This is a genomic window from Desulfopila aestuarii DSM 18488, assembly GCF_900143695.1.
Lineage (GTDB): Bacteria > Desulfobacterota > Desulfobulbia > Desulfobulbales > Desulfocapsaceae > Desulfopila > Desulfopila aestuarii.
The window spans coordinates 17506-35333 of sequence record NZ_FRFE01000003.1; the positions used below are offsets into that span (position 1 = coordinate 17506).

The window sequence follows — 17828 nt, forward strand, 5'->3', positions numbered from 1 at the left end:
AAAAGATACATGGGCAAAACCAGACGACGAAAATCTCAGGTTTTAGACCAATTCCTTTCTTGCATGCCCAATATAAATACCATATAATGCCTGGTCAGTTTGAAGAAGATAAAGGTGTTTCCTTTTTCGGCTCCATGAACACATATTCAACACGATACAGATCGGACATGGCCGAAGAGCGCAAGGAAATTGGTACCTTTAAGGCAGCTCGGGCCACTATGTCTAATGATAACGACTGTTGGTTTCGTAAAAAACCATGACAGCAAACGATGAACCTTGGTAAATGAATAATGTGCCAGGATCGTTCTGCTGTTGCTGAGACTTTTGCGAGACCCTAATCGACCAAGGACAACTAATAACATTGCTCCACCGACAGTTGTCAACGGCTTTTTCCCACATGACCGACATGGCCTGAATCGGTTCACTGGTAGAAAAGCCAGATATTTTGGCCTTTGTCGGCAAAACAACGTGCACGAAGCTGTCCCCCATCCGGCGCATCCTCCCCCACCTACTGCGCTCAAGGGGTCAGACTATTCAGTACGTCACCGGCGGTTTTCCCCAGCGGAGCCCCTTCGGTGACAAACCCAGCTTTTATTTGGCGGTACAGCCACCTGTCTGTTTCCATGAAAATGGAACATACACAACTTAGAGACATCTTAAAGGAGAACAGCAAATGTCGCGTAAAATGGTAACATTAGATGGCAACCAGGCATGTACCCATGTCGCCTACGCCACCAGCGAGATCATCACCATTTACCCAATCACCCCTTCCTCGCCAATGGCAGCCGATTCCGACGCCAAAGCAGCAGGTGGCCAGGAAAATATCTGGGGTACCGTTCCAGTTGTCACCCAGATGCAATCGGAGGCTGGTGTTGCCGGTGCAGTACACGGCTCCCTTACCACCGGTGCACTGTGTACCACCTTCACCGCGTCCCAGGGGCTTTTGCTGATGATCCCCAACATGTACAAGATCGCCGGTGAGCTCACCCCGACCGTTTTCCACATCTCGGCTCGTGCTCTTGCCTACCAGGGTCTGTCCATCTTCGGTGACCACAGCGACATTTACTCAGCCCGTCAGACCGGCTGGGCTATGCTGTGTGCCCAGAACGTTCAGGAATGTATGGATATGGCACTCATCGCCACCCAGTCCACCCTGAAGTCCAGAATCCCGTTTATGCATTTCTTTGACGGTTTCCGTACCTCACACGAAGTACAGAAGATCGAGGAACTGACCTTTGATGATATGCGCGCTGTCATTGACGAGGATCTCATCGCTGCTCACCGTACCCGTGCTCTGACCCCTGATTGTCCGTCCATCCGTGGCACCGCCCAGAACCCGGACGTCAACTTTACCGGCCGTGAGACCGTCAACAAATACTATAATGCTACCCCGGCCATCGTACAGGAGACCATGGACAAACTGGCAACCCTCACCGGCCGCCAGTACCACCTGTTCGACTACTACGGCGCCGAGGATGCCGAAGACGTCATCGTCATGATGGGTTCCGGCTGCGAAACTGCCGCCGCCACCATCGATTACATGGTGGCCCAGGGTGAGAGAGTCGGTATGGTTATCGTTCGCCTCTACCGTCCGTTCGACGCTGCTGCCATGGTCAACGCCCTGCCGAATTCAGTCGTACGCATCACCGTACTCGACCGTACCAAAGAGCCGGGTTCCATTGGCGAGCCGCTCTATCTTGATGTACGCGCTGCCGTAACCGAAGCTGTTGAGTCTAATCCCACCGCTATTCCACCGGTCATTTACGCAGGCCGTTACGGTCTGGGCTCTGCCGAGTTCACCCCGGCCATGGTCAAGGCTGTTTTCGACAACATGGCAAGCATGGCCCCCAAGAAGAAGTTCTGCGTCGGTCCTCACGATGACGTCGCCTTCACCAGCCTTGATTACGACTCATCCTTCAACATCGAGAGCAAGGACGTTTTCCGCGCCCTGTTCTACGGTCTGGGTGCAGACGGTACCGTTGGCGCCAACAAGAATACCATCAAGATCATCGGTTCCGAGACAGAGAACTCCGCTCAAGGCTACTTCGTCTACGACTCCAAGAAGTCCGGTTCCATCACCACCTCGCATCTGCGTTTCGGTGACAACAAGATCGCAGCTCCCTACCTGATCAACAAAGCCAACTTCGTTGCCTGCCACAACTTCACCTTCCTTGACTCTTACGACATGCTCTGCAACCTTGAGGAAGGCGGTACCTTCCTTTTGACCAGCTCTTTTGGAAAAGATGAAGTCTGGGACAAATTGCCTGATCGTGTCCAGCGCGACCTGATCGAGAAGAAAGCGAAGTTCTACGTGATCGACGCAATCTCGCTTGCCCAGGCTCTGGGCCTTGGCGCCCGCATCAATATGATCATGCAGACCGCGTTCTTCATGATTTCCGGCATCCTTACCCCGGAAGAAGCTGTCGCCGCCATCAAGAAAGCCATCAAGAAGACCTACGGCAACAAAGGTGAAAAAGTTGTCCAGATGAACTACGACGCGGTCGATACGGCTATCAAGAACATTGTCGAAGTCACCGTGGGTGGCGCTGTCACTGGTCATGCTCTGCCGCCGACCGTTCCGGAGAATGCTCCTGATTTCGTCAAGAAAGTTACGGCGAAGATCATCGAAGGCAAGGGCGACAAGCTGAAAGTTTCCGAGCTTCCTGACGACGGTACCTGGCCGACGGCTACCACCCAGTACGAAAAGCGTAACATCGCGGTCAACGTACCGAAGTGGCTCTCCGAGAACTGCATCCAGTGTGGTCAGTGCTCACTGGTTTGCCCGCACGCCGCTATCCGTACCAAGATTGTTCCCGAGGTCAAAGACGGCATTGTCTCTCTCGACGCGGTAGGCAAAAACTTTAAAGGTCAGAAATTCGTTATCCAGGTCTTCACCCAGGATTGTTGCGGCTGTACCCTCTGCGTCTCCGCTTGCCCGGCCAAGACCAAGGCTCTCGAGATGATGCCGAACAGCGAAGAAGTTCGGGTTACCGAAGCTGCCAAGGTTGATTACTTCCTCAGTCTGCCTGAGATCGACCCGGCGCTCATCAGCCCGTCCACAGTGAAGGGCAGCCAGCTACTCCGCCCGCTGTTCGAGTTCTCCGGTGCTTGCGCTGGTTGTGGCGAGACTCCGTATGTTAAACTCGTTTCACAGCTGTTCGGTGATAGAATGGTTGTAGCCAATGCCACCGGCTGCTCCTCTATCTACGGCGGCAACCTTCCGACCACCCCGTACTGCAAACGTGCAGACGGTCGCGGACCGGCTTGGGCCAACTCACTGTTCGAGGACAATGCCGAATTTGGTCTTGGTATGCGTTTCACCGCAGACAAGCTTTGCAAACAGTCTCTTGAGCTGTTGCCGAAACTTGTTGAGGCCGGGCTTATCTCTGCAGATCTTGCTGAGAAGATCAAGAGCCAGCCGCAGGTCACTCAGATGGACATTGAGGCACAGCGCGCCAATGTTGCTGAGCTGAAAGCAGCTCTCAAAGGTAGCAACAATGTCTTAGCCAAACGCCTCCTGCCAATCTGTGACTATATCGTCAAGAAGTCCGTCTGGATCATCGGTGGTGACGGCTGGGCCTACGATATCGGATATGGCGGTCTCGACCATGTCCTTGCCTCCGGTGAAAACGTCAACGTCCTGCTGCTTGACACCGAGGTCTACTCCAACACCGGTGGTCAGATGTCCAAGTCCACCCCACGTGCGGCAACCGCACAGTTCGCTTTCGGCGGCAAGAAATCTCCGAAGAAAGACATTGGCATGATCTTCTCGACCTACGGCAACGTCTATGTGGCTCACATCGCCATGGGCGCCAACCCAGCCCAGACTGCGAAAGCCATCGCCGAGGCAGAGGCCTATGACGGACCGTCTCTGATCATCGCCTATGCACACTGCATCAACCATGGCATCAACATGGCCAATGGTCTTGAGCAGCAGAAGAAGGCCGTAGCCTGTGGCCACTGGCCGCTGTACCGCTACAACCCGGATCTGGAAGCGGAAGGTAAAAACCCGCTCATCATCGACTCCAAAGAGCCGACCCTCAACTTCACTGACTACATCCTGAGCGAAAACCGTTACAAGGCGCTCAAGCGTATTAATCCTTCCGAGGCCGATGCTCTCATCGCCCAGGCAGAGAAAGACGCTATGAAGTCATGGAAGTTCCTGAAAGGTCGCGCTGCCGCTCTTGAGCCGGAAAAGACTGAGGAATAATTCGGTCTCTACCATATCGATCACCCTCGGCTGCAGTCGGCCGGGGGTGATTTGCAGCGAGTTGACAACAAAAAAGGGGCGATGGATTGATTCCACCGCCCCTTTTTTGTTGTCTTCATAGGAAAGGCGCCAAAATCGGCGCTCTTCCATGATCCAGGAGATCTATTTTTTCAACTTCAGTTCATCCATATCGGCTTTCAGAGCCTCATACTGGCGAATAGCCTGCAGTACCGATTCATCCTGCTCCTGCTTCATTACAGAAACCTTAGCCTGAATTTTCTCTTCTTTTATCCTGAAGCCGGGGTCCTGTACACCAAAGAGGCTTGAAGCGAGGTAGCGATATGAGAAGTGTAAAAGTTCGACATCGTCTTCCTTGATCTTCTCGATAATCTCTGGATCAACATCATAGGTCTGCAAAAACGAACTCTCGAAAATAAACCGTTTAAAATGGGACAGGTCGGTCGAGGCCATAAAGAACATCCGCTTGGCCTGCTCTGAAAGCTGCGCCTGCTGGCCATGGGATTTGCGGCGCATGACAAGGCGCAACCATTCACGGTTCATATCGTCGCGCAGGTCGACACCCTGATCCGCACGCCATTCCGCTACAGTCCATTCCTTGTCCTCTTCGTGGCCTTTGCAGTAATCTTCTTTCACCACGAAATAGAACTTATCATCAGCACCTGATACCTCACCACCACCCTCTTCCTTGTGGCCGGCCTCATGGAAATCAGCCATGCCTACCGGATAATAACGACAAGCCGAGGGACGGTCTGAATAGACAGTGCACCCTTCAGGGGTAACGAAAGGACATTTATTGTCCTCTTCACGCATTTTGATCATGACCCCTGGCATATCGGTCTGCTCCAGATAGGTCGGCAGCGTATAAAGATGCAGGAAATCATGGGCCGGAATACCGAGCCGCTTGGTCAGAATAAGTATGTCATAAGGGGTCAGAACGATCTTAATGCCACCGCAGCACGCCGTAAAACAACTGACACCGGGATGACAGCGAAACTTGATCCTGCTGTTCAAGGTAAGCTTCTGCGGCATAATGTTGGAAGGATTTTTGCTTTTGCCAAAAAGACTCTGCTCTTTGGCACTCAACTGATCTTTACTCATTACATCACCTGATATTGAATATGGGTTGAAAACTCCACGAAATTGCATCTATTGGTACAATTGAAAACCATCGAAAGATATACACAGTGCATGAACGGCCTTTGTTCCTGAAGGCTCATTGTCGCGGTCCTCGCTAAGACGAACATGACCTCGCATTATGCAAAGGATGCAGCAGCATTGCATAATAAACGTCATACCGTGATGTGTCAAACCCAATCCTTGGCAATAGCAGGAGCAGACTTCGGCAATTCGGGCAGATAGCAAAAAGATCCTTTACCAGGATCAAGGGTTAACTCTCCAGCTCGCCTTTAGACTTGCAGTTTTTCTTTATTGTTCGTATATCAGACTGTCTATACTCGCGAGCATTATCCGTTCTGTCTACCAGGAACGTTGTCGTTTTCACCAAGGTTTGGTTGTTTATGAAGGTCTTTTTATCTCCAGTTGATTTATCCGCTGCAAACACAATTATCTATCATGTTCCTGGCGGACCGACGCTTACCGTCCAGGTCGATGGAATCGAGGAATATATTGAACTCGGTTATGAGATGGGTCATATCTGTGACAATTCCGAAATTGACGGTACAGTTCACTTCTTTCCTCGCGGCAACGCCTGATCCTGCATCACTCTTTCAGATGAGGTTGAAATGACCTCCCCGCAAACTGCTATCGACATTTCTACCGATGGTCACGTCCATACCCGGCTCTGTCGCCATGCCACCGGCGAAATGGAAGAGTATGTTCTTGCAGGCATTGACAGAGGTCTCGACAAGATGATCTTTCTCGAGCACCTGGAAGCGGGCATCAACTATTTCGATCGTACCTGGCTGACAGAAGAGGACTTCGAGGAATATTTTCGCGAAGGAATGCGGCTACAGATACTCTATCGCGAGCAAATAGAGGTGGGGCTCGGGGTAGAAGTTGGCTACAATCGGCAAGGCAAAGATGAGCTGAAAAAGAAAATTGGTGCCTATCCCTGGGAGCGGGTGGGTATTTCGTGCCATTTCCTGCCCATTGGTGACACCGGCCAGCATATCAATCTTTTAAGCCGCCAACAGCAGAATATCGATATCGCCAGGCAGGCAGGTGTCGATCAGCTTCTGTCATGCTATTTTGACACCTTGCATGAAGCGGTCGCCGAACTGCCTGGAACCGTACTTTGCCATCTCGATGCGGCGCTGCGACACGTGCCTGGAATCTCCTTTACCAAAGAGCATCTTCAACAGATCGACGATCTTCTCACCACGGTAAAAGAAAAAGGCATGGCCATCGAGATCAACACCTCAGGTTTCACCATGCGGGGAGAGCCGTTTCCGGCCCGTAAGTTCCTGGCCATGGCCATCGGCCACGACATTCCCCTGGTGGCGGGCTCTGACGCCCACCGACCGGAGGATGTCGGCAGATTCTTTCATAACCTTCGCGACTATATTACTTCAGCAGTTTGTCCATAGCGGCGCCGAGCGATTTGGCATTGAACGGCTTCTGCAGAATATCGCTGACTCCTGCCGTCCGAGCCGCTTCGTTATCGGTCGCTTCATTCTGGGTGGTCACCATGATCACTGGCAGTTGTTCGGCTGAATACAATTCACGGATCTTTTGAGTCAGTTGAACCCCTGTGATATCCGGCATGTTGAGATCGGTCAACACCATCAGCGGTTTTTCCCCCGCCAGCCATTCGAGTGCCGAAGCTGGGAACTCGAACAGCACCGGTTCGTATCCCAGCTCATGCAGGGTCGCCTTGTAGATATTGAGAATCATACGTGAATCGTCCACCGCCACGACCTTCGGTCGTGAGACCTGCTCCTCGCGCCCTTCAAATCGTGTGGCAAACGCTTTCTTGCCTTCCTTTTTCAGTAAATTGCTATAGTGCTCCCGGATATCCTTATGGGTGTGCGGGAGATAAACCAGAGCCAGCTCCTGGAACATCTCATCATCGGCAAGACTCAAAAAAACCTGATCAACCTGAGCATTGACAATGATCTTAGCAATGTGCCGGGCATCTTCTTCCGGCCCCCGCAACAGGTTCTTAATCCCTGCCGCAAGAATAGACGAGAAATTGCGGTCAATGGCACGGGCAGCGGCGATACAGACATGATCTTCACCATCGGTAAGCCCGGCAGTCAAGGTGTATGCACCTTTTTTGAGCGGCAGAAGAGCAAGGGCCTCATAGGCCGCAAAGCGCACATTGGCACTTCGCGGTACAGTATCAAGCAACTTACGGATGGGCGAAATGGCTGACTCATCGCCAATATCACCGAGGACATTCAAGGTATGGATCAAGAGATCAGGGTCATGGTTGCCTAGATTGTCAATAAGCAGCGGTACCGCCTTGGGACCGATGTTCACCAGCTCCTTCTTGGCATAACTGCGCATATGGGCATGACTCGAACGCAAGGTATCGCTCAGTTTTTCCAACGAAATCTGGTCCTGCACCTCAGCAAAGATCGAGAGAATCATGAAATCGATATCGTTGTCGGTCCCCATCCGTTCGGCCAGCCGGTGCATGGCGGTGGGCGTCCCCAGCTGTCCAAGAGAATGCACCGAGGCCATGATCAACTCACGATTGGCCGAATAGAGATAGTCGGTCAACATATTAATGGCATCCGGATCCCCCAGCTGGCCTAGGGTCTCGATGATGAGCAGGATCATGGCGTCATCATTGGCGGTGGCGGCAATCTCGAGCAATGCCGGGGTTGCATCTGTATAATGCAGTTCACCCACCAGTCGAATCAGTTCCGACTTATGTTCGACAGCGTTTGAAGTAAGAAATTTCGGCAGTGTTTCGGGATACGCCAGCAGGCTTGAAAGAAGCGTCTCCCGTATGACCGGCATCCCCTCAGCCGCTTCCGGCTGTTCCGCCAGAAGATAGGTGAGGAGAGGCACCACAAAGTCCACCTTTCCTCTGGAGAGTTCATAGATCATCCTGTTGCGGGTCTTGATGTCCACCTCACTGATGTGAGATAACACCAGACGCGATTTCATGATATCCCCAGTCTGCACATTTGCCTGAATTTCTTCAATCATGTGCTGCGAATTCAACTCAACCATATCAACCTCTTCAATACATTCACATTGGGATAATCATCCCGAAAACTCATCACGTCTCCATACTATCACAGCTGAGTGAAATTTGTCTAAGCCAGATATCAACAAATTCTCAAGCTCAAGTCGCCTCTAACAGTTTACGGCAGCCATGAAGCGCCCATTCTCCGAATTACATTATAGCCACCCGGAAGAACGAGGGTATTTTTCCTGCCGACCGAATCCAAAAAGACCTGTATCTCGTAAGAACGTGAGCCGGCATTGCAAAAGATGATCAGGGTGCGATCGTCGGGCAGTTCCTCATAACGATCACGCACCTGTTCGTAGGGCAGAGACATCCAGATCTGTTCCCCAAGAGCCTCAACCAGGGGATCGGCCTGCTTGGGATGGCGCACATCGAGCACTTGCCAGTCCGGCTGGCTAGAATAGTCATCCATCCAGCTGTAGAAATCGGCCATGCCGATCTGCCGCATCCTGCCGTCACAGAGATTTTCTGCCACATAACCGGCGGCGTTAATGGCATCGATAGCTGCCGAGAACGGCGGCGCGTAACACATCTCTATATTGCTAAAATCCTCAATAGTCGCACTATTGGCCAGGGCCACGGCAGCAGCATCAAGTCTGGCGGAAAGAGCGTCGTTCATGGGACCGACCCCCTGCAATCCCAAAACTCTCCGGCTCCTCCGGTCAAAAACCATTTCAAAACAGACGATATCCTGACCAGGAAAGAAATGGGCCCGATCTGAAGGCGAAGTCAACGACACATCCGCATCAAAGCCCTCTGCCAGAGCCGCCTTTAGGGTCAGTCCGACGGCACCGATGGAGATATCAAAAGCCTTCATGATAAAGCTGCCCACCCCACCCTTGAATGTCGATGGGATACCCGCCATATTGTCAGCCGCCACTCTCCCTTCTTTGTTTGCCAGGCTGCCGAAAGGTGCACAGAACCGCTTGCCCGTAAGCAGATGGACAATCTCAACGCAATCACCCGCTGCAAAGATCGCAGGGTCGGAGGTCTGCATGCGTTCGTTGACGACAATGCCGCCGTTTGGGATAACATGCAGTCCCGCCTCTACCGCCAACTGTGCACGGGGTCTGACACCAGCGGCCATCACAATCAGATCGGCCTCAATAGTACGCTTGCTGGTCTTGAGACCGACGACCCGACCATCCTCACCAAGGATTTCTTCAGCCGCCTCCCCCAGGAACACTTCGACATTCTTCTCCCGGAGATGTTTCGTCAAAATCGTTGCCATGGTCCAGCCAACCGCTTTGGGGAGCAGCTGATCCATAAACTCAACCACCGTGGTCTCCACCCCCCACAGGTCGGTAAAGGCTTCGGCCATCTCAAGTCCGATAGCCCCACCACCGATGATAACCGCCTTGCCCACCTGCCCTTTGGCTATGCGCTCCTTTATCTCAATCGCCTTATGCAGATCGCTAATGGTAAAAACACCGTCAAGGCTGTTGCCGGGTATCGGCAGGATCACAGGTTGACTGCCGGTCGCCAGCAGCAACTGGTCATATTCGAGCTTGCCCTGCTCGCCGCTCTGCACATTTTCGACAGTGACGGTTTTATTGGTTCTATCTATAGCAATGGCCCTGGTTGAGGTCAGCGTTCTGACCCCCTTGGCCTTCTCAAAAAAGAACTCATCCCGGAGCATATGAAAACTGGTCGACCGCAGTTCTTTTTCATCCGCCACATCACCTGAGACGTAGTAAGGAATACCGCAACCTCCATACGAAATCAGACTGTCTTGATCAACCAGGGTAACTTCTGCGTCCTGCATCAACCGTTTTACCCGGACTGCGGCCTTAGGACCTGCCGCAACCCCACCGATTATCACTATTTTCTTACCCATTTTCGCCTCCTTCAAGCCTCTGCCGCAGCACTTCAGCAGCGTAGAGAGTTACTCGAAATATTTCATTTTATTGGGAACCGCTGGTCCCCATTATGCAGTCATTATACGAATTCATCATTCGGGGATCTAACCTACCGTTTTCCGAGCAGGCAATCAAGCCGCAAACGGTGACGCTGGTCAAAGAGATGACGTCCAGTCATCCAGATCGCAGTAATAACCCCGAATCCTGTACCAGCGGCGATCAGCAAGATAATAAGGATCTGGTATTTGACCGCCTCAACCGGCGGAGTACCTCCCAGAATCTGACCGGTCATCATACCCGGTAGGCTGACGATACCTGCTGCAGCCATGGAATTGATGATCGGCATCATACCCGTCCGCATACAGTCGCGCCTGATATCAGAACTGGCCTCCTGCCAGCTCTGCCCAAGCATCAACCGCTGCTCAATTACATTGCGCTGCTCATAAAACTGACTGCTCAGCCGGTCCGCAGCAAGTGATATACCGGTCATGGTGTTGCCAAGCAGCATCCCAAGCAGGGGGATAGCGTATTGTGGTGTGTACCAGGGCTCAACCCCAATTATGACTACCAACGCCAGCAGCGTAACCGAAAATGAGGAGATAAACATGGCGCCGGTACCGATCAAGTAACCGGCAACACCTCGTATCCGGCGCTTCTGCCGCGCCTGCACTTCTCGTCCCGCGGCTCCCAGCATCACCAGCGACATCAGGAGAATCAGCCAACCGTCGGCGTTGGCGAAAAGATACCGCAGCACAAGCCCGATAAAGAGCAGTTGGGCTATCATACGACCGCTGAAGATGATGATCTTTTTCTCAAGACCAAGACTCAGCGCCATGCTGACTCCTGCCAGGACGAGCAGCAGCAAAGCGGCAATGGCCAGATCGAAAGTGGTTAGAGAAATAACGTTCATACGATTTGAGTAATAGAAGTAGTGTTAGACTACGCCTGCGACAACCGTTCCGGCAGCATGTTGGTTCTGTTGGTCACTATCTCGAGAAGGGTGTGCTCTTCCAACGTAAAAATCCGGTTAGCGACCCTTCTCAGCTGAGCCGGGTCATGGCTCACCCAGACAATGCCAAGTTCTTTGCTTTGCCTCAGCTCTGCAAGCAGCTCTTCGAGGCTATTCGTGTGCGTGGCATCAAGGGCCGAGCTCGGCTCATCAAGCAAGAGTACTATCGGTTCAGGTACCAGTGCTCTTATCAGGGCAAGACGCTGTCGTTCGCCGGTAGAGAGTCGACTCACCTCCCAGTTCAGTACATCCATGGCAAAACCGAGCCGCTCAAGGGTTGGCAGCAGCGTATCCATCTGTTCATTCTTCGGGAAATGATCACCAACCAGATCAAACCACCACTGTGGATCAGCGGGGACCATACCGACCATCTGCCGCCAACGAGGCGCCGGGATCTTCTGTGCATCAATGCCATTTAGCACAACATTGCCAGTGCAGGGGATAAGATCAGCCATAGCCCGCAGCAACTGGGTTTTGCCAATCCCAGACCTGCCACTCAGACCGACACATTCACCTGCAGCCACGGAAAAGCTGTATGGGCCTTTTGTGAGAAAAGCGACGTTAGTAACGTCTAGCAAGACGGGCTTAGGCTGTTGGGAGACTAATAAAGAAGGTTGTTCCTGCATTGATGGCGCTCTCGATGTGTATTTCGCCGTTATGACCATCGATGATATTCTTGGTTATCGACAATCCCAAACCGGTGCCTTTATGCTTATCGGTAAAAAAGGGTTTAAAAATCTGCTCGGCCGTCTCTTCGTTCATACCAATCCCGTTATCGCTGATGGCCAGCACAACCTTCCCTTTGCTGCCGATCTGGGTCCGCACCTTCAGGCTACCTCCATCCGGCATGGCCTGAATGCCATTCACCAGAATATTGAGAAGAGCTCGGTAAAGCTGTTCCGGATCGAGATGAACCAGCGGCAGGTCGGCTTGAAGCTCCTTGACCAGCTCGATATGTTGCTCTTCAAGCTTATGGGCAATAAAGATTAACGCCTTTTCAACCAGCTCATTGATGTTGCCGGGCTGCAGCTTCGTCTCCTGAGGACGGGCAAAATCAAGAAACTCCATGACAATGTCATTCAAGCGACTGGTTTCATCAACGATAATGCGGGCCAGGTGTTCACTGCCAGGTGCAACTTTTTTTATACGTTTTTCCAGTATTTCTGCAGTGCTTCTCACAATACCAAGCGGACTTTTAATCTCATGGGAAACGGTTGCCACCATGGTGCCGAGATGGGCCAGTCGCTCTGCCTGATTAAGCTGCTCCTCCAGACGCAGACGCTCGAGCGCCTTTCCTTCCATAATCCGGCCAGCCCTGGAAACGATAGTCCGCAACACCAGAAAGAGGACGGCCATCACTGTACCAGAGACGGCAATAATCGATCCCTGCAAACGAATAATATTTTCATATTCTTTCGAGAGGTCTTTCTGGATCTCGATGACCCCCATGATAAGATCGCTGGGTTCGCCGGTATCGCGAACCTGACGAAACGGAATGAATGTGCGCAGTTCACAGCTGAGCGATTTGGTCTCCGGCAGGAGGTTGACCACCGAACCGCTGTACAGTAGTCGTGAATTGGCAACACCTGAAAGCGCCAGTTCATACTCCACTCCACCCAGATCTTTTATGCCAACAATATCGTCAACCGTCGAATAAGACACAATATTCATGCTCGAATCATAAATAGTTACCGATTCGATCTTCATACCCTGAATAACACTCTTCACCACCGCGTCAAGCGTCCCAAACTGCTCGGGATTACTGAGCGCAATATTGCCGAAACGTACCACTGTTGGCAGAACAAAACGGCGAAATACCTGCTGATTGAGATTTTCGGCAAGGACCATCGAATACTCTTCACTTTGTTTCAACATCACCTTTTTGGCATTCTGGGAGATAGCCCAGGAAAGAAACAGGGTGAAGATAAGGATGACTGCAAGACTGGTGAATGTAAAATATTTTACCAGCTTGAAGGGTTGCAGACCGGCGTCCAGCTTCTGCTGCTGGACGAGATCCTGCGTTTTTTTGCCACCCTTTCGCAATTTAACCATGACAGACCCCGCATCGCCTGCAGATGGAGGTGTCACAGGCCAGAGTCAACTTCTCGTCGAATGCCCGCTGGTATTCCTGCCAGAGATAATCGTGATCGATACCGTGGTCGATCACATACCAGGGAAACCAGCTTGTCTGACGAAAAGCACGAACTGCATACTCTTCAGCGGTGAGATGGTGCTGCTTCATCGCCTGTTTCCAACTACAGCCGGTGTCTGCCATGGTAAGCAGCACCTCGGCAAGTCGCCTGTCGCCTCGCGACAAAACCGCCTGAAAAAGAACACTCTCGGGTTTATCGAACTGCAGATGCACATTAGCCAGCGAAGAGAGACCGTTACGCAACACTTTCTGCCGTCGCTTCAGCTCATTTACGGCTTCTTTAGCACTTCCCTCTTTATTTGATTCAGGCGAAAAACTCATGCCAAACGGGTGGAACTGGAAGGGCGTCCAAGGTTTCGGAGCAAAGCAGTTCACGGAAATGACGATTTCCGTAAGCCGTCCCCGCACCTTTCCAATACGATCGATACGTTCTTTTATTTTGCCAACTAAGGTAACCGCCTCCAGCAGATCCTCATCTGCTTCAGAGGGCAGACCAATCATGAGGTAGAGCTTGAGTTTGAAAATACCAGCCGCTACCAGCCGCTCGGCAGCCTCCAGCAGGTCAGTCTCATCCAGTCCCTTATTGATGACCCTTCGTAACCTCTCAGAACTCCCATCAGGAGCAATGGCCACACTTTTCAGTTCACTGGCGCCAAGCAGGTCGATTAGATGATCACTGAGCCGATCGGCCCGTAGCGAGGAGAAAGAGAGGGCACAGCCGCTTTCCTTGAGATACGTGCTGATTTGCTCCAGCGCTGCGCTATCGGCCATCTCCATACCGAGAAGGCCAACCCGGTCAATACCGGTAAAACGGGCCTTGAGACCCTCCACCACAGCGTCCCCATCCCAGAGACGCGGGGGACGATAAATAAAGCCTGCCGCGCAAAATCGGCAGCCACGTGAGCAACCGCGGCCAAGCTCGGTCAGATGCATCTCGGCAAACTCGGCTTCCGGGGTCAACAGCTGTGAATGAGCAGCAACGGGAGAATGGTGAAGCACCGATTTCACCACCCTCTCCGGCAGATCGTGGCTTGCACGATAGCATCGCAGCTCGCCTTCATTATCATATTCCGGGGTATAAAAACACGGTGCGTAGCAGCCATTCAGGTTCCGGCTCAAATGCAGCAGCAAATCGCTTCGCGCCAACCGGTCGTGGTCTTGCAACAATGATGCAACGAGGCTGGGCAGAACCGGCTCGGCTTCACCTAGGACAAAAAGGTCGACAAACGGCGCAAGCGGCTCAGGATTCATGAAAGTAGCCACCCCGCCACAGATAACCAGTGGCTGGGCGGGTGCTATAGCAGAATCGCGGTCGGAGCTGAAGGGAGCAATCCCTGCCATCCGGAGCAATTGCACCAGGTGGGGATAATCGTGCTCGAAACTGATGGAGATAAAAATGATGGGAAAATCGGTAAGCGGCCGCTGCGATTCGACAGAACGCAATGGTTCTTTTTTTTCCGGGAGAAAAAATCTCTCGCAGACCAGGCTGTCTTCATTGCCCAGCATGGCGTACACCAGCTGGAATCCGAGACTTGACATCCCCACCCCATACGTATTGGGATAGAGTAACGCCACGGGTAGACGCCCGGTCCACTTTTTGAGATAACTGCCTTTTTCCGTATCCAGCCTGGAGGTAACCTTACCGACCAAGCCGGATGATGTTCTGTGCTGCTTCCTGATTACGGACCCCTTTTATATGAAAAAGGTTGGTTCCGCGGCAATACCACACCGGCCCACACACCTTTCATGTTTCGTTGTGGCCGGCCAATGTGGTCCAGCCTTGCTGGTTAGTTGGCCTTCTTGCGCAGGTAGGCCGGGGTTTCCAGATGATCCTCGTGCCAGGTTGGCAGATCGCGTTTTCTGCCGTCGTTATCGCCGGAATTGCCACCAAAGTGATCCAGCGTCTCAAAATTCGAATTCGGCAGGCGAGTCACCTTCGGTTGTCTGTTGACCGGGGCCTGCTTGGCTGAATTGACAGGATCACTCTCACGTTCACGCTCACGTTCGCGATTCCTACCGTTTTCAGTCTCCGGTCGTTTACGGTAGAGATCATTAACCTGGGAGATAGCCTCTCTCTTGCTCGCAATATCACCAACACCCGTAGCAATAACGGTAACCTTGAGCTCATCCTCCAGGGAATTGTCATAGAGGGCGCCGATGACCACCTTGGCGTCCTCATCCACCCGTTCCTGAATGAGTGAAGAAGCCTCCATGAACTCAGACATGGCAAAAGTCTCTTCGGAAGCGGAAATATTGATCAACAGACCACGGGCACCATCGATTCCGAAATCCTCAAGCAATTGATTGTCGATAGCCTTCCTGGCCGCTTCGACCGCCCTGTTTTCCCCGACAGCGCTGCCGCTACCCATGATAGCTGGCCCGACTTCACGCATGACAGTGCGAAGATCGGCAAAGTCGGCATTAATCAGTCCGGGAACATTTATCAGGTCTGTGATACCTTTTACAGCCTGCAAAAGTACGTTGTCGGCCATTGTCAGCATATCGGCCAACTTACTGTTTTTCTGCATGAGTGACAGCAGGCGATCATTGGGCACGGTTATAATGGTATCGGCATATTTCTGCAGCTGCTCCCAGCCGTACTCGGCGTTGCGCATCCGAAACTTGCCTTCAAAACTAAAGGGCTTGGTGACAACTGCAACAGTCAGTGCGCCAAGTTCCTTACAGGCTTTGGCAACCACAGGAGCAGCACCGGTACCGGTACCGCCGCCTAGACCGGCGGTGACAAAGACCATATCGCTGCCTTTTAGGGCTTCTTTGATCTCCTCAAGAGATTCAATAGCCGCCTGTTCACCGGTTTCAGGTGTCGCTCCGGCACCAAGACCTTTGGTCACGCTGGGACCGAGCTGCAGGCAAATATCAGCTTGAGACTGCAACAGCGCTTGTTTATCGGTATTCGCCGCGATAAATTCGACCCCTTGCAATCGATTGGCTACCATGGTGTTGATGGCATTACCGCCACCGCCGCCGACTCCAATCACCCTGACAACCGCCACGCCCTCTGATTCTGCCATTCTAAACGGCATACCATTCTCCCTGCTGCTATATTAAACCGGCATCCCCTGCGGACCCGCCGGCTGAACATTCAATTCCTGCAAATATATCATCTGCCCATTGCCCCATAAACAAAAATATCTGGGGTCTTACATAATTTTTTTGATCCATCCCCTTAACTTATCCAATGCGGATGGCTCACGGTTCTGGTTTTCCCGGCTCTTATTTCTGCCAAAAAGCACCAGTCCCGTAGCGGTGGTACAACGGGGGCTGTAGATCTCTTCCAGCTTGCCGCCAACACCGGTGGGATAACCAATTCGCACCGGCAAATCAAAAATCTGCTCGGCCAAATCTACAAGATTGGCAAGTAACGCCGTACCACCAGTGATGACGACACCACCGTTGATCTTGTTCTTCTGGCCGCTTGCCACGAGTTCCCGGTCAATCATCTCAAGAATCTCGATCATTCGAGCCTCAAGAATATCCACCAAAATCTTCTGGGTCACCTTCCGCGGTTCACGATCGCCCACGGTCGGTACATCAACCACCAGGTTGGGCTTGATCACCGAGGAAATAGCCCCGCCGTAATCCTCTTTGAGTCGTTCCGCTTCCTGCAGAGGTGTTCTGAGGCCGACAGATAGATCGTTGGTGAGATTGTGTCCGCCCAGCCCGATTTCCCGGGTATGGCGAATAGTGCCATCACAAAATACGGCTAAATCAGTGGTGCCGCCGCCGATATCCACCAGCGCCACCCCAAGTTCCATCTCATCCGGACTCAGTACCGCGTTGGCCGAAGCAATGGATTCCAAGACCAGTTCAGCCACCTCCAGACCTGCTTTATTGCAGCATGTCACAAGATTATGGACAGCGCCGATATCGGCGGTAACGATATGGACATTTGTCACCAGACGCACTCCGGTCATCCCCAAGGGGTTCTGGATACCGGTATGATCGTCAACCATGTATTCCTGCGGCATCACATGAATAACCCGCTGGTTTTCGGTGATCTTGACGGTACGGGCCGCATTGATCACATCGTCAATATCGGCCTGTTTAATCTCCCGGTTGTTAATCGCCAGGATACCGGGACTGTTGAATCCCTTTATGTGATTACCGGCTATGCCGACATACACATAGCTGGAACTGAGGTCGCAACCAGCCGACTCCTCAGCCAGCTTAACCGCCTGCTTGATGGAGCTGACAGTACTCTCGATATTGACAACCACCCCTTTTCGAAGCCCGTTGGATGGTACGGTGCCGGTACCGATCACATTGACCCGATCCTCAAAGACCTCGCCAACGATACAGCAGATTTTGGTGGTACCAATATCGAGGCCCACGACAAGTTCACCGGGTTCATGCTCACCAGTTTCCTGTTCCTCTTCAGGCTCTATCTCAATCAT

The 17828-nt window shown here is 52.3% G+C and carries 12 protein-coding genes; 3 read left to right on the forward strand and 9 right to left on the reverse strand.

All coding sequences use genetic code 11. The features are described 5' to 3' along the window. The first annotated feature begins 673 nt into the window (after nt 1–673). A complete protein-coding gene (gene nifJ, locus BUF15_RS03585; RefSeq protein ID WP_073612096.1) occupies nt 674–4210 on the forward strand; it encodes a pyruvate:ferredoxin (flavodoxin) oxidoreductase in 3537 nt (1178 codons plus the stop codon). 162 nt (nt 4211–4372) lie between these two features. Here nifJ and BUF15_RS03590 read toward each other — a convergent pair whose 3' ends face one another. After that, nucleotides 4373–5329: a YkgJ family cysteine cluster protein gene (locus BUF15_RS03590; RefSeq protein ID WP_073612097.1), complete on the reverse strand. Its 957-nt coding sequence runs from the start codon at nt 5327–5329 to the stop codon at nt 4373–4375. A gap of 419 nt (nt 5330–5748) precedes the next feature. Here BUF15_RS03590 and BUF15_RS03595 point away from each other — a divergent pair, with 419 nt between their 5' ends. Together BUF15_RS03595 and BUF15_RS03600 are read left to right on the forward strand one after the other, a co-directional pair. Then, complete coding sequence (locus BUF15_RS03595) at nt 5749–5943, forward strand: hypothetical protein (protein WP_073612098.1); 195 nt, start codon at nt 5749–5751, stop codon at nt 5941–5943. Between the two features lie 30 nt (nt 5944–5973). Then, complete coding sequence (locus BUF15_RS03600; protein WP_073612099.1) at nt 5974–6777, forward strand: histidinol-phosphatase; 804 nt, start codon at nt 5974–5976, stop codon at nt 6775–6777. Here the strand turns inward: BUF15_RS03600 and BUF15_RS03605 are convergent. From BUF15_RS03605 to ftsA, 8 genes are all read right to left on the reverse strand, one after another. Continuing rightward, a complete protein-coding gene (locus BUF15_RS03605) occupies nt 6755–8374 on the reverse strand; it encodes a HEAT repeat domain-containing protein (RefSeq protein WP_073612100.1) in 1620 nt (539 codons plus the stop codon). The two genes, BUF15_RS03600 and BUF15_RS03605, sit on opposite strands and share 23 nt — an antisense overlap. Nucleotides 8375–8508: 134 nt before the next feature. Further along, a complete protein-coding gene (locus BUF15_RS03610; protein ID WP_073612101.1) occupies nt 8509–10230 on the reverse strand; it encodes an FAD-dependent oxidoreductase in 1722 nt (573 codons plus the stop codon). 131 nt (nt 10231–10361) lie between these two features. Beyond that, a complete protein-coding gene (locus tag BUF15_RS03615; RefSeq protein WP_073612102.1) occupies nt 10362–11162 on the reverse strand; it encodes an ABC transporter permease in 801 nt (266 codons plus the stop codon). Between the two features lie 29 nt (nt 11163–11191). After that, on the reverse strand, nt 11192–11839 hold the full coding sequence (locus BUF15_RS03620) for an ABC transporter ATP-binding protein (RefSeq protein WP_234981099.1): 648 nt from the start codon (nt 11837–11839) through the stop codon (nt 11192–11194). Nucleotides 11840–11846: 7 nt separating this feature from the next. Continuing rightward, complete coding sequence (locus BUF15_RS03625; RefSeq protein ID WP_073612104.1) at nt 11847–13313, reverse strand: two-component system sensor histidine kinase NtrB; 1467 nt, start codon at nt 13311–13313, stop codon at nt 11847–11849. Then, nucleotides 13306–14988, reverse strand: coding sequence for a radical SAM protein (locus BUF15_RS03630; protein ID WP_234981100.1), 1683 nt, complete (start codon nt 14986–14988; stop codon nt 13306–13308). The genes BUF15_RS03625 and BUF15_RS03630 overlap by 8 nt, the downstream gene beginning before the upstream one ends. Before the next feature lie 212 nt (nt 14989–15200). After that, a complete protein-coding gene (gene ftsZ / locus BUF15_RS03635) occupies nt 15201–16457 on the reverse strand; it encodes a cell division protein FtsZ (protein ID WP_073612106.1) in 1257 nt (418 codons plus the stop codon). 117 nt (nt 16458–16574) lie between these two features. Further along, complete coding sequence (gene ftsA, locus BUF15_RS03640) at nt 16575–17828, reverse strand: cell division protein FtsA (RefSeq protein WP_073612354.1); 1254 nt, start codon at nt 17826–17828, stop codon at nt 16575–16577.

Bases quoted from the DNA above. Each gene is read 5' to 3' on its own strand.
- nifJ (WP_073612096.1), top strand. From the start codon at position 674: ATGTCGCGTAAAATGGTAACATTAGATGGCAACCAGGCATGTACCCAT.
- BUF15_RS03590 (WP_073612097.1), bottom strand. From the start codon at position 5,329: ATGAGTAAAGATCAGTTGAGTGCCAAAGAGCAGAGTCTTTTTGGCAAA.
- BUF15_RS03595 (WP_073612098.1), top strand. From the start codon at position 5,749: ATGAAGGTCTTTTTATCTCCAGTTGATTTATCCGCTGCAAACACAATT.
- BUF15_RS03600 (WP_073612099.1), top strand. From the start codon at position 5,974: ATGACCTCCCCGCAAACTGCTATCGACATTTCTACCGATGGTCACGTC.
- BUF15_RS03605 (WP_073612100.1), bottom strand. From the start codon at position 8,374: ATGGTTGAGTTGAATTCGCAGCACATGATTGAAGAAATTCAGGCAAAT.
- BUF15_RS03610 (WP_073612101.1), bottom strand. From the start codon at position 10,230: ATGGGTAAGAAAATAGTGATAATCGGTGGGGTTGCGGCAGGTCCTAAG.
- BUF15_RS03615 (WP_073612102.1), bottom strand. From the start codon at position 11,162: ATGAACGTTATTTCTCTAACCACTTTCGATCTGGCCATTGCCGCTTTG.
- BUF15_RS03625 (WP_073612104.1), bottom strand. From the start codon at position 13,313: ATGGTTAAATTGCGAAAGGGTGGCAAAAAAACGCAGGATCTCGTCCAG.
- ftsZ (WP_073612106.1), bottom strand. From the start codon at position 16,457: ATGCCGTTTAGAATGGCAGAATCAGAGGGCGTGGCGGTTGTCAGGGTG.
- ftsA (WP_073612354.1), bottom strand. From the start codon at position 17,828: ATGATTGAGATAGAGCCTGAAGAGGAACAGGAAACTGGTGAGCATGAA.